The organism is Vibrio sp. 10N.261.46.E11 (genome assembly GCF_041472735.1).
GTDB lineage: Bacteria > Pseudomonadota > Gammaproteobacteria > Enterobacterales > Vibrionaceae > Vibrio.
In genome coordinates, this window is sequence record NZ_JBFRQW010000047.1 from 64,770 (window position 1) to 78,807 (window position 14,038).

Annotated in this window: 8 protein-coding genes, 1 tRNA gene and 1 pseudogene; 9 read left to right on the plus strand and 1 reads right to left on the minus strand. The window is 43.6% G+C overall.

Translation table 11 applies throughout. The annotated features are described in order from the left end of the window. Positions 1–63 precede the first annotated feature (63 nt). The 9 genes and pseudogenes from AB4407_RS15600 to AB4407_RS15640 form a co-directional block, all read left to right on the plus strand. Positions 64–426, plus strand: a complete 363-nt coding sequence (locus AB4407_RS15600; RefSeq protein WP_372121199.1) for a hypothetical protein — start codon at positions 64–66, stop codon at positions 424–426. A gap of 3 nt (positions 427–429) precedes the next feature. Next, positions 430–1,779: an HlyD family type I secretion periplasmic adaptor subunit gene (locus AB4407_RS15605; RefSeq protein ID WP_372121200.1), complete on the plus strand. Its 1,350-nt coding sequence runs from the start codon at positions 430–432 to the stop codon at positions 1,777–1,779. 3 nt (positions 1,780–1,782) lie between these two features. Next, a complete protein-coding gene (locus AB4407_RS15610) occupies positions 1,783–4,014 on the plus strand; it encodes a response regulator (RefSeq protein WP_372121201.1) in 2,232 nt (743 codons plus the stop codon). Further along, positions 3,989–5,413 (plus strand): TolC family protein, encoded by a 1,425-nt coding sequence (locus AB4407_RS15615; RefSeq protein ID WP_372121202.1) that lies wholly within the window; start codon positions 3,989–3,991, stop codon positions 5,411–5,413. Before AB4407_RS15610 ends, AB4407_RS15615 begins: the two co-directional genes overlap by 26 nt. After that, entirely contained in the window at positions 5,403–6,989 is a 1,587-nt protein-coding gene (locus tag AB4407_RS15620; protein ID WP_372121203.1) for an ABC transporter transmembrane domain-containing protein, read from the plus strand. Before AB4407_RS15615 ends, AB4407_RS15620 begins: the two co-directional genes overlap by 11 nt. Further along, a complete protein-coding gene (locus AB4407_RS15625; RefSeq protein ID WP_372121204.1) occupies positions 6,986–9,124 on the plus strand; it encodes an ATP-binding cassette domain-containing protein in 2,139 nt (712 codons plus the stop codon). Before AB4407_RS15620 ends, AB4407_RS15625 begins: the two co-directional genes overlap by 4 nt. A gap of 109 nt (positions 9,125–9,233) precedes the next feature. Continuing rightward, entirely contained in the window at positions 9,234–9,608 is a 375-nt protein-coding gene (locus AB4407_RS15630; protein ID WP_372121205.1) for a hypothetical protein, read from the plus strand. A 215-nt stretch (positions 9,609–9,823) separates the two neighbouring features. Further along, entirely contained in the window at positions 9,824–13,030 is a 3,207-nt protein-coding gene (locus tag AB4407_RS15635) for a response regulator (RefSeq protein ID WP_372121206.1), read from the plus strand. Positions 13,031–13,204: 174 nt separating this feature from the next. Beyond that, positions 13,205–13,858, plus strand: a pseudogene (locus AB4407_RS15640) (sulfate ABC transporter permease); the annotation flags it as partial. Between the two features lie 79 nt (positions 13,859–13,937). Here the strand turns inward: AB4407_RS15640 and AB4407_RS15645 are convergent. Continuing rightward, positions 13,938–14,011, minus strand: a tRNA-Cys gene (locus AB4407_RS15645). Between the last annotated feature and the right edge of the window lie 27 nt (positions 14,012–14,038).

The following is a 14,038-nucleotide window of genomic DNA, read 5'->3' on the forward strand; positions in this document are numbered from 1 at the left end:
AAAATTTGAAAACTGTCTTTAAAGATCCTTAGTTATTGTGATTAAAGCAATTAAGGCAGTGGAATGATGATAGACATGACGAATTTGTTGCGTTCAATCGACAACAACCACAAAGGGCTGCAATTGCTATTAGGCGACTTTTATAAGGACTTTTCAGATGCAGCAATCAACATAGAGAAGCTTCATAAGGGTAATCGTTTTGACGAACTCAACAACTACTCTAAAAAATTGAAGACTATCTTAACGTTGTTATGTGACCAAGACCTGCCGCCAAAAATGGCCAAGCTAGAACATTTGAGCAAACACGAGTTCCCTGCTCCAGAAACGCTTTTAGAGGATGTAAGAACTGAACTACAAAACGTCAATCGACAAATCAATCACTTGCTAGATGTTAAGGAAGTGGTCGATAACAAGTCATCGAGGTAGGTCATGAGTAATAACCAAATAGAGCATCACCTCAGAAAAGCACTCGTATCGAATAACGAGGCTTCGAAGGTGACGGCAGATGACACCATCGTACTTGCGAGTGCCATGACCAGCGTTCATAAAACCTTGCTCATCATATTCCTGCTCGCTTTGGTCGCTATCGCCGTGGCATCACAGGCGCGCATCGACATTGTTGTTTCTGTGCGTGGAGAGTTGTTATTAGAGTCTGATGTAGAGAAGGTTCAACACCTAGAAGGTGGGATATTAGAAGAGTTATTGGTGAGAAAAGGTGAAGTCGTGTACGAAGGCCAACCTATCGCGCGAATCCGTTCACTCGACCGCAACACTCAGCTCGATACCGTGAACACGGAGATCGTTCAGCTTGAGCTCGACAAGATTCGTTATGAAAGTTTGCGTGACATGGTGGAACCCAATTTCGCCAACTTCATTGAACAGTATCCAGAACAAGTACAGACCAACATGAACACGTGGCGACAAGAGTTCTCAAAGAACCGTTCAAATGAAGAACTCATCACACACGATATTAAGCACAAGAATTCGTTAATCAGTTCAATGTTAAAGCGTCGCAAAAGTTCTGAGAATCAACTCTCTCTGATACGTAAGCAGCTCAACATCAAAAACACCCTCTATAAAGAAGAGATGGCGTCCTATGTCGACGTTCTTAACATGAAAGTACAAGAATCCAATATGGTTCGTGAGATTGAGAACCTTGATGAGTCTGTGATGAATGAACGATTTCAACTCGACAAACTGGAAAAACAACATCGAGATTTGGTTGAGAATCGTAACTCTGAATATCAAGCGCAAATCATTCAAGCGAATAAAGACCTCAAGCTGAAGCGAATCCTACAACCGCAGCATTCTGACAAGGTTGACCGCCTCATTGTCTACTCACCAGTCGATGGTGTGGTCGACAAACTGCACTTCAACTTCCGCTCTGCGGTTATACCACCTGGCGAAAGTATCGCTGATATTGCACCAATCAATAACTCGTTACACGGTGAAGCAAAGATCCCGCGTAAAGACATGGGTTTTGTTGAAATTGGCCAAGCAGTGAAAGTAAAAATGGACACTTATAACTTCGCCAAATATGGATTTGTTGAGGGGACCATCGCCTCAATAAGCCGTTCGTCTTATGAAGAAGAAGATGCCGAGTTCTATTTAGCAGAGATTGAAATTGACCAAAACTTTCTTGAGCGAGGAGGCACTCAATACAAGTTATCGCCTTATATGGAGTTTACTGCCGACGTTAAAACGGGCTCACGCCGTGTAATCGAATACGCAGCGAAACCTGTGATGTCTGCCATCGAAGATGCATTCGATGAGAGGTAATCAATGAGCGGAAAACCTTCTTACAACATTTCCGTACCGGCCTTGCGACTCAGCATCTTGCTTAGCGTCGTACTGGCCGCTCTCGCTTTCTATTTATACTTTTCTTGGTCGAAAGTAGATTCTGTTGCACAAGTGCAAAGTGCCCCACTTCTAATACAAGCTCAAGAACTCAACCAGACCATAGAGCTTGATATCCAAACCTTGCAGCACTGCTTAAAAGCCAACAATTGCAGTACCAGTGACTTTAACCTGTCTACTTTGAAGGGTGAGATTGATGAATTCCGCTCTTTAGCCTCTTTGAACAAAACCGAATTCAGTTTGGTTGGTGCTACTGAATACACCCAACTTGAATTGGCTATCAATCGCTTTTCCGACAGCGCTAAAACACGCAACGACGTACTCGACTTATACCTGTCACTGACGAACAACTACCTGCAGATGGACGACAACTACCGCACCATGTTCAACAACCATGCGAGTGACTTGATGTCAGAGAAAAATGAGTTCTTTATCTGGTTGTTTATGGTGGTCGTGATACTGGCCGTAATCACGGTCCTATCGAACTCAGTTGCTATGTTGAAGCTGAAGAAATCCAGCTCTAATGAACGAGAAATCGACTATGAGTTCGATGCTCTCTATCAAGAGCTGAAGCAACTCGACTTACAAAGACTCGAAGAGCTTCTGAATGAAGTGAGCATCAATCCGAAACAACGCCAGATCTACTCTCACCTCAAACTGATCTTCAGTAAATTGGAAGACCAAAAGCGCAATAACGATCTTTACAAACAACTGTATGCGCTAATCGGCTATGAGATTCGCGGAATCACCAACACCATCAACGGTGGAGTCCAATATCTGGTTCAAGAAACCGATGAAAACGGCGTACTGATGGCGAAGGATATTACCTCTGCGTGTAGTACCTTATCTGAGTTAGCAGAAAACTATAACCGTTTGATTTCACAGGGTACGGAAAGTAAGTCGAAGGAATTCTCTTTATTGAGTGTGTTGTCTGAGTTAATGATTCATATCAGTGCCAAAGTTCAAAGGAACGAAGGTCAACTCGACTGCTTTATCTCTGATAATTTGCCGAATCGTGTGGAAGGCCAATCCACCAGCTTGTTCTGGATATTGTTCCTGCAGCTTTCTAACGCCATCCAACTTAAATCAAACAAGAAGTTATTCGTGACGATAGAGTCTGGTGCGGCTTCGGATATGGAAAATACGCGTGTCACCATCAATCTCAACTTCCTTTCAACGCTAGATGTCTCTGTCGCCAAGCTCAACAAGCTTCATTGGAGCGCTCATAAGCACCATACCGCTAACACCGACGACTTAGCGAAAAGCGTTTTAAAAGATTACGGGTATTACGAAAGTCACTGGTTCCAATCGGGTACACAAGAACGTTTTCAGATCGAGCTTGATCTCAAGGCGAAGAATTTCCATACAGAGAAAACTCGCTTCGACGGCAAGCGTTTACTGCTGTGCGCCAATACTCAAGTTCGTATCGATGTAATGAAGAAAATGCTCAGCAACTTGGGGCTTGATATCACCGAAATTCGCACTGCCAATGAGTTATTTTCGGCGGCGAAAACCTTCGGTGAGTACGATGCCATCATATTGACCGACACCTTTGAACCTAACAAGTTGGCATCACTAAGTAAAACGGTCAAATCCCAACTTAAGAATCATCCAAATACCAAGCTGTTGCTGTCTGTAACCAATACTCAGCATGCGCAAGAGTGTCACAGCTTCGTCGATAAGATCATCAACTCCCCTGCGATTCCTTATGAGTTTATTCCCAACTTGCTCACCATTATGGAAGCAGAAGCATCAGAAGAGCAGATGGAAAACAGTTCATTCCTTATCGTAGAGGATGACCGAGTTCAGCAAATCTTACTTAAACGAATCCTCACCAAACAAGAGTATGAACCAGACACGGTTGGCGATGGTGCCGACGCAGTTGAGCACTTCATGAATAAACGTTCTGACATCATTTTCATGGACTGCATCATGCCAGGTATGGGCGGCATTGAAGCGACCAAACGCATTCGCCAGTTTGAACAAGAGAACGAGAAAAACCCTTGTACCATCATAGGGGCAACCGCATTGACCAGCAGTAACGAACACCAGGCTTGTATTGAAGCCGGAATGGATTACGTGATCAGCAAACCTTACAAAAGTGACCAAATCATCAAGGTGATCAACAAATATGTGGCTGTACAGAAACTTAACTAGCAGCATTATGGCTGCGCTTGCATTCAGCACGATACCTTCAGCATCGGCGACGACCCTGCTTGAGGCGGTAGAACTCGGCCTGCAAAACAGCCTGTCTCTTCGCGCTAGTGATAAAGGTGTGGAAGAGAACGAATACAACATTGGGATCAGCCGCTCTAAGTTTCTTCCTTCACTCAATGGTGCAGCTGATACTACATGGAATGAGAATGAAACCTTGTTATCGAGCGTGCCCGATGAAACCTCCAGCTATAACTCAAACAGCTACAGCCTTTCCTTGTCCCAATCGATCTTCAATCTGGGCGATATTTTCAAATATGGCACGGCAAAACTCGACTTCAATATTGAAGAAATTAAACACGAGAACAAAATCCAAAGCACCATCTCTGAAATCGGCTCTCAATACTTCGAGTATTTGAAAAACAACGCGCAGATAAAAGCGACCAAGGTCGAGCTTAAATCGTCAGAGACTCGTGAGCATCAGATGCGACGCAATGTGGAGCTCGGCAATACAGCCGCCAGCGAGCTGTACGAAGTTATCGCTCAGAAAGAAAGCGTGTCGAATCGATTAAGAACCTTGCAGAAAGATCGCCGTGTCATTCTCAACGGGCTGTCCATTCAGATTCAGTACCCTATCACTCCGTCACAAGACATATACGAAAGTGTGCCTTTAAAAGAGATAAACGAAACCGAACAACGCTCAATCATGGATCAAGCGTTAAAGCTCAACAACGACTTACTAGTAGCCAAGAAAAACGTCGAGAGAAGCCGAAGAAGCTTAAAAGAGAGCGGTTCGAACTTCTTACCTACCGTGTCGCTTTCAGCCAGTTATCGTCACGATGACGCCAATAACTACGATAAAACCGACATCACAGCGACAGGCGAAAGCAACTCAACTAGCGTTGGCTTGAATCTAACCTTGCCTATTTTGTCTGGTGGCTCTGATTACTACGGATATCAAAAATCATCGACGGCAATTGAACGTACCGAGCTGCTTTATCAAGATTCGCTTTACACCACCCGTAACAGCGTGAACACCTCTGTGCTCAACATTAACGATTTTTCGCAATCTATAAGCAGTTACGAGAACATCATTCGCGCCAACTATGCCTCTTACAAAGGCATTCAAAGGGCATACCAGTTAGGCACCCGTACCATCACCGATTTATTGGCCGCAGAAAGTAAGCTTTTCAGCGCCTTAAGAGATTATGAAAGTGCTCGATACGACTACATCATCGAGACCATTAAGCTTGAGCAAGTTAAAGGCGTACTTTCGATTCAATCGATAGAAAGCATTATGCAATTGATGAGCGATATTGAAGGTCGTAACAATCAAGAACTCGTGCCTAAACACCTTCTCTCAACTGAGTCGTTGAAAGCAGGAGGTCGTAATGCAAACTGAGCAGTTTTCTCAAAAGATCAATATGGCAGATAAGTGTTATCTGACTTTCTCTACGATAATTTCCACTCTATTTGGCTTGGTACTGCCCTTCTCAATTCTGATCATTTTCGACCGAGTATTACCAAACCAAGCACAAGATACGTTGTTCTTGCTGTTCGCGATTATCTTGATATCTATCTTCCTCGATTATCACTTAAAAAATCAGGAGGAAAAGATATCTTCCGTCATCATGAGGCAGTTTGAGACCAACTTAACCAACAAGGTCTTCCAAGCCATCTGTTTGGCTGAGATCTCCAAATTCCGCCGCTTAGAACCGGGGGAATACCTCGAACGAATCTCAACCATTCCAGAGCTTAAAACCTTCTTTGGTGGCGAATCAGTTCGAGCTCTGATTAACCTAGCCGTCAGCGTTATAACCATCCTCATTATTGGCCTTATCAACATATGGGCTGGCGTGACACTTCTGATAGCCTCGCTGATCTTAGCGATTTTCGCATGGAGTCTTTCTAAACAAAAGATTGGCAGCTTACAGAACAAGTCAGATATCGAAGGCTTAACCACATCCAAAATCATTGAGATCATCTCGAGCCCATTAGATATCAAAGCCAGAAACATGGAATACCGCGTTGAAAGCCTAATGACACAAATGGTCGAGGAACGTGAAGTTGAAAACATCAAATACGAACAGATTGAATCGAATTTTGGCTTGATCTTAGCGCTCATCCAACAACTCTCGATTGCTTGTGTTGTTGTGGTTTTGGCAACAGCGGTAATTAATATGGAATCTAGCCAAGGCATCATGGCCGCAATAATCATGCTGACCAACCGTTACTTTGCGCCCTACCAACAAGTGATGCGTACCGCGAGCCGTTGGGAACTAAACAAACTCCATATACAGCGCATCGCTGAGCTTCTTGAACTGGCCGCGTCGGTTGAACATCAGCATGAGACAACAGAGGTTGAACGTATTTCGGTTAAGTATTCTGAAAAACAGCGTATAGAGTTCGAACTTGGGCAAGCCTATTTACTTACAGGGAAAAGTGGCTCAGGCAAAACCCACCTTGCCAACTGCATTACCAGGCAGAATAGTGATAGCAAGTTGGACATCATGATTAACGAGACCCCCCTCGATGACGTTAACTACAACGTTTGGCGCAACAGCGTGCTGATGGTCGATAAAACAAGCTCGTTCGTGGAAGGAACCATTATTGATAATCTAACCTGCTTCCGACCAAGTTTGAATAATACGGCGTTTGCACTTTGCGAGACCATGAACATCAAGGCACAAATCGATGGGCTTCCTGCTGGTTTTTACACAGAACTCAAAGGGCACATGCGCAATCCATTCTCTCGCCAAGTGGGATATGCTCTGTTATTAGTCAGAGCCCTGCTCGCCAGTAAACGTGTATTGATATTCGACGATATAGATTGTGTCTTTGATGAGGAATTTGCGCGCGTCGTGCTGACCAGTACCGCCTATCGTGCCAATGACAAAATCTTAATCATCGCCAGCAATAAGATGGACAAACTTAACCACCGCCTCAAACGTGTCAAACTTACGGGAGGTGACCAATGAGTATTCTAGTTGACTTCAACAACGTTCCGCAGCGTGTCTTAGATTTCGAAGCGAGCGGATATGACGAACGCTACAGTCAATCGCCTCTAATCCGCGGCTTGGCTTACACCTTGATAGCGCTCGAATGGGAAGGTACGCCCGCTATACTCAGTGACGCTTTCATACCAAAACCAAAAGATGGTGACAGTTTTACAGCCACCATCGAGCGCCTTGGGTACCGTTGTGATGTAACCAAGTTAAAAACACTCGAAAACATCGATAAGTACCCTCACCCGTGCTTTATCGAGATAGAAAACCTCAATGCCATTTTCTTAGGCACCAAGGACGGAAAGCTGCTTCTGTTTGACTACACGAACAACAACACCATTGAGTATCCAATGTGTAAGAAGCCTTGCTTATTGATTGCAATCAGCGAATATTCACGCTTGTTCCGCGAACCGCCACCAGAGTCGCAAGACAGAAGTCATTGGATTAAATACGCTTTCTACCGTTACAACAATGAATTTAAAAGCTTGATTATTCTCAGCTTCGTGATCAGCATCTTAGGTGCGTTACAGCCATTCTTCATCATGAGTGTCTATAACTTCGCACTGACTTCGAGCTCTCAAGCCACACTCTATTGGCTAACCTTATTCGCCATTATTGTTGGCTTCTCGGAATACTTCTTCAAAAAGATGCGAGTCAACATCATTGCCACCTCCGGTAAAGATCTCGCGGTACACATATCGCAAGCCGTAATATCGAAACTACTTTGGTTGCCTTACGCAATGACCTCAACCGCAGGGGTTTCGTCTCAGCTAGCTCGTTTGAGAGATATCGATACGTTCCGACGCTTAGTGACTGCAGAATCAACGCTTAGCTATTTTGATATGCCGTTTGTTATTGTATTCATCATTGCGATTGCTCTGATGTCTGGTACAGCCGCGCTTGTGGTGATGGGTGGTTTAATATTGATGTTGGTGTTCTGTGTGTACTCTCGTTACATATATTCACAAGCCACATCCAAAAGCTCTCGCGCTAACGCCATGGTCTCTTACCAATGGAATGAAATCCTTCGAGGTATCAAGACCATTCAAGGCTTGCCTTTGTTGCGCGTGGTTCAATCTCGTTTTAGTGCCTCCCATATGCAAAGCACAAGTGATGCGGAGAATGTTGCTGTAACCAACAGTAAAATCCAGGCTGCAGGCGGTAGTTTGATTCAGGTGATTGGAACAGCAAGTATCGTGACTGCCGTCATTGGCGTAATGGAAGGCACCTCAGATGCCGGTGCCATGCTTGCGACCGTTATTCTGGTTTGGAAAGCGTTAGGCCCAATCATGGGCATCTATAACTCAATTTCTAAGTTTCAATCCATCAAGGCTTCATCCGCTCAGATAAACAACTTGATGTCGATGAACGACGATAAGCTGACCTTAGAGAAAAGCCCACCTATTCGCCTATTCCAAGGCAGCATTGTGGGCAGTGGTGTCAGCCATCGTTACACAGGCGCAGCGACCGGATTAACTAACCTCGGTTTCAAGATACCTCCCAGTGCAAAAGTGGTGATTTGTGGCCCGACAGGCTGCGGAAAAACCACACTCATATCGATCATTGCTGGATTAGAAGACCGGTATCAAGGTGCTGTGTCTGTCGATGGCTATAACATCAAGCAGTTCAACAGTTATCGCTATCGAACTTCAATTAACTACATCCCTTTCAATCTGCATATTTTTGAAGGCTCTTTGGAGACCAACTTCATTTTGCACAATGGGTTAATCCCTACCGAAAAGATGCAAGAGATGATGAGTTTCTTCGAGTTAGATGAATGGCTACCAGAGGGCTTGGCAACTCAGTTAAGTGTCGATAAATGCAAAGGCCTTCCCAATGGTATTCAGCAAAAGCTGCGTTTGGCGCTTGGCTTAGGTAACTGTGAGCAATCTCTGATAATCATTGATGAACCGTTCAACGGGGCTGAAAATGAAAACGCTCAGTATTTTAACCGCCTGTTCAGCGATAAGTTGCTGAATAAAACCGTCATTTTTTCGACCAATGATCCCGGTTTGATCGCGACTTCCAATATGAGTTTGGTTCTAGAGCCTGATGGCAACTTGAAATATTTTGGCTTAACAGACAAATACTTAAACAGCTTGAGTTAAACACGACGATACTTATTCACAAATTACTCGTTAGATAAATGGATGTAATTGACAAAAACATAAGTGAGAGAGATGATTCGCTCTAAAATCACCGATAAAAAGGAAGCAAATGTACACATTCGTTGCAGACAAGCTTGATATAGCTTACTTATCCGCAATTCCTGAAAACCATCAACTTCAGGGCTGCGATGTGCCTGAAGAGGAAATCGAACTTCGAGAGATCATAGAAGTTTGGTATGAGTGTGCCTTTCTACCCGCTTTCAATCTTCAGAAAATCGATATCGAGAACAAAGCTGAGTTAACCGTCGTACAATCAAATGTTCTGAGCAACGATACGCGTACGCTCGCTTTCCTACTCAAAAACAGAGTGTACCGCGCTGCACTGAACAGAATGCTCGGTGTTTGGGCACTAGAACCTTCTGCAAAAACGGTGTTAGAGCAACTTCTATTTGAACTAAGTCTCGATAAAAATCACCCTAATTAACTCGCTTTTTAAGATACTCATCAATAAGCATCAAAATCAAACCGACCGCCAAACGCTATAAATTGCTAGCAAGAGAAGCTATTTCAAAATAAGCTGTGGAATCACAAGAACTTATACCCCTCCCACACTTCCATTAAATTTACAGTTTCAAAGTTTCCATATCGGCATTTTTATTCTACTGTTTTTATATAAAACCAGTTGGATGGATCCTTAATATGTCGACACTTACGGTCTGGAATAACCTTTCAGTTAAACATAAACTCTTTGGCTTAGTTCTACTACCGATCTCATTGCTCCTTTTCTTAGCCGGTAGACAAGCTTACTTTCTGACGACGCAGTTAAACGATTTTGAGCGAACCAATCAGTTAGCAATTTACCTTGAAGATATCTCTGTCTTGTATCGAAGTACTTTGGCACCAAACACTGAAGAGTTCGTTAATCGAAGTGCTAAAGTAAATGCCGAGCTCAAAGCACTTTCACCCAGCATATTTCTAAACAGTTCCGAAGAAGTGAACCAACTGCTGGCCGACTTCAGTGAGGCAACCTTGTCGACTATGAAAACGACCGACAGTTTCGATAAGCTGGATGCGATTGAATGGCAAAGTGACTTGTACCAACAATTGTTGCTAGCCATTGAGAAAGTCCCTTTTGATATCACCAAGCGTGAGATTCAACAGCACCTCACCGCCTTGCATCAACTAAAGTGGTTGATGTTTTGGTCAAATGAAGAATTTAAGCTCAGCGCTTCACTCTTCGATATTTACCAAAATCATCAAGAGTATGATTCTGAACTAGCCGAGTTGGTTGAAAGCCTCAATGCTAGGCAAGTTTTGTTCTTAGAAAGATTTGTATCCTTGAATGCCAATACACATCAAGTTTCACTCATGATTGAAGTGTTTAAAGATGAGGCTTTTATGAAAAGCCAAGAGATACGTCACGCACTTCATAGTTCATCCACAATAAGCGCATTGACTCCACAAGAGATCACTACCGGACTCAATGCGATGAGTGCTCGCCTAAGCCTGTTGCAGAATTTAGGTGACGTAATCAAACAAGAGTTCCAGGCCGAAGTAGGTCAAGCGATCTCAGATGCTCAAACAGAAAGAACGCTATTTATTTCCATCGTCACGTTGCTTGCAGCAACTGTTATGGGATTAACCCTCAGTTTAGCGAAACAAGTTACCAACAATCTTGGGCTAGTTCTTAGGTTCTTAAAAAGTGAAAACGATGATACCCGCCCTTCTTTGGACAAACTGATTCAAGGCAAAGACGAACTCAGCCTATTTGCTCAGCAAGTAGAGCGACTCACCATCGAACGAGAACATGCAAAAGAGAAATTAACGATAGCGAAAGAATACGCAGAGCGAGCTAAAGAAGACGCCGAAGAAGCCAAAGACCACGCAATACAAGCTAGCAAAGCGAAAAGTAGCTTCTTGGCCAATATGTCTCATGAAATTCGAACCCCACTGAATGGCGTTATCGGAATTTCGGAGATCCTGTCAGACACACCACTTACACCCACACAACGTGATTATGTAGATACGATCGAGACCTCATCCCAACTACTGTTAAGCCTGATCAACGACATCTTAGACTTCTCTAAGATTGAATCTGGCATGCTATTAATCAGCCCGCATTCGGCATCGATTAGAGAATCCATTTACGACATCGCATCTGTTGTCGCGCCAAAAGCTAAAGAGCAAAAAATATCAGTGAACGTTGCAATCAGCCCAGACACACCTGCACGCGTGATGATCGATGATCACCGATTAAGACAGATCTTGATGAACTTTATGTCGAACGCGGTGAAGTTCACAGCAAAAGGTGGCGTTACCCTGTCAATCCAAACGCTAAACAAAGCTGAAAACAATGTCACCCTAAGGTTTTCTGTGCGAGACACGGGGATTGGTATCGATAAACAGCAACAGAAACAGATATTCGAACCGTTCGCTCAAGAAGATGATTCAACGACCAGACAATTCGGTGGTACTGGTCTTGGCCTTGCGATTAGTACTCAGCTTGTTGAACTTATGGGTGGTCAGATCCAACTCGACTCCGTCAAAGGTGAAGGCAGTTGTTTCTACTTCGATCTAGAATTACCCATTGATTTAATGTTGCCAAAACCAAGCACAGCAACCGCCGACATTTATGTTCTAGGTAACGCGAACATGCTCTCTAAACGAATTGAGTGGGACCTTAAACTTTATGGTTTAACAGTAACTCAGCAAACGAGAGATACCACTGCGATTACACAACAACTCACTACTCAAAAACACTCTAAACCAATCACCGTTGTCTTTGCTGAAGATGACGCATTCCAAGCCAGTGATTACACCAGTGACTTAGAAAAGCTCCACCAAAACGGCATCACTATCTGTTTGATTCGATCATTCTTGAACGAGCCGGCTGACATTGGCGATTGCATTACAGCTCAAGTCTCACAGCCCCTGCTTGGTTTGCGCTTGATTAAAGCGATTGAACTGTGTGATACACAAGGCTTAACTGAACTGTCAGAAACCAACCAACAAGCTGCGACCATTCAACACAAAATCCTTATCGTCGAAGACAACAAGATCAACCAGAAGATTGCTGGGCTTCATGTTGGAAAAAGTGGCTTCGAGTTTGAGTTTGCGAATAATGGCCAGGAAGCTGTAGACATGTTCACCTCGAACCCTCACTACGCAGCCATACTCATGGATTGTATGATGCCGGTTATGGATGGTTTTGAAGCGACAAGTAATATTCGCCGCGTTGAAAAAGAGACCAATGCCTCCCGCCGTATCCCTATCATAGCTTTAACCGCCAGTGTAATTGATGATGACATCCAGAAATGTTTCGACGTGGGTATAGATGACTATTTACCAAAGCCGTTCAAGTTCGAGATGTTGAAAGAAAAAGTGCTCGCAGCTGTAGAAGCAATGCCACTGCCTACGACACATACCGCGCCTGACGCATCAACAACCTCAACCGTTACGCCTATTCATAGTGCACAGACAGCCAAGAAAACATCACCAGAGCAAGCTGAGCTTAACGTTGTGCCAAGTAAGTCTGAAAAAATCCTTTTGGTTGAAGACAATCGTGTAAATCAGAAAGTTGCTTCAATCATGCTCAAAAAAGCCGGTTACGCGTTTGAAATTGCAGACAACGGACAAATCGCCGTCGACATGTACCAAAACGACAGTAGTTTCGACATTATTCTAATGGATTGCATGATGCCCGTTATGGACGGTTTCACCGCAACTAAGGAGATTAGGGAGCATGAGAAAAACCTAGGCTTAAGCAAAACTCCTATCATCGCGTTAACCGCCAGTGTTATCGATGATGACATTCAAAAGTGCTTTGATTCAGGCATGGATGGATACGTAGCGAAGCCCATAAGAAAAGAAAAGCTATTCCATCAAATTGAAAGTGCGGCTTGTTAGGAGAGACCCATGGGTTGGATTAAAACAATAAAAACACTTCCACGCAGAGTCATATTGCCAGTCGCGATAGGACTATGTGGAAACTTACTCTTTCTAAGCTCTGCTCATGCCGCAGAAGATTACGCCATATTCTCTTTAGATTCAGGACATTAGAAAATACCGACAAACAAAACAAGGCCACCGACAGAGGTGTATAACAGCGTATTAAGTATTACTGCGTTAAATGGGGTCAAAGTGAGTTGAACTCATGATGTAAGCGATGAAGCTACCCTACAACTTTCTCCGTTTTTCGGAATCAAAGATAAGAATGAAGTCGACTTCAATTCGACAACCGAGCTGGAATTTGAAACGAATCGAATGTTTGGAGCCAATCTACAATTGAGCGGTGAAGACTATCGTTGGAACCTATCGTTCTTAGATTCTAATTTCGATCAAACGACAACAATTAAAAACGTTGGCCCCCTTCGTTTAGAAGAAAATCAACATATGCAGCTTTGGTCGTTAGGTGCGGAATATGAATTTGGCCAAGCCGTGTTTACGAGTGAAGGACAAATCAGTGATTTTTCTTCATCGCTGTATGCAAGCCTAGGCTATCATTTAGGTGCATTCACACCCTATGTCGTTTATGGCGCACAATTTAACGGCAATGAGCACTTAGAAGGGAATAGCTATTTGATTGGTGTAGATTACGACTTGCTGTCAAATGTATCTATCAATGGTGAAGTTCAATTTTTTGAAACTCGCAAGTCAAATGGTGCCTTTATTGACGCTCCTAAAACCGACAAAGATGCGTTGCTCTACACTGTTATGTTGAGTTTTGTTTTCTAACTTAAATTCAAATCGATGGTCATTTACGCCAATTAGAACACAAAAAGCCCGACCATTTCTGATCGGGCTTTTTAAATGGTGGAGGCGCCTCCCGGAGTCGAACCGAGGTCCACGGATTTGCAATCCGCTGCATAGCCACTCTGCCAAGGCGCCTTCAAGTCGTGTTTTAAGAGAACGACT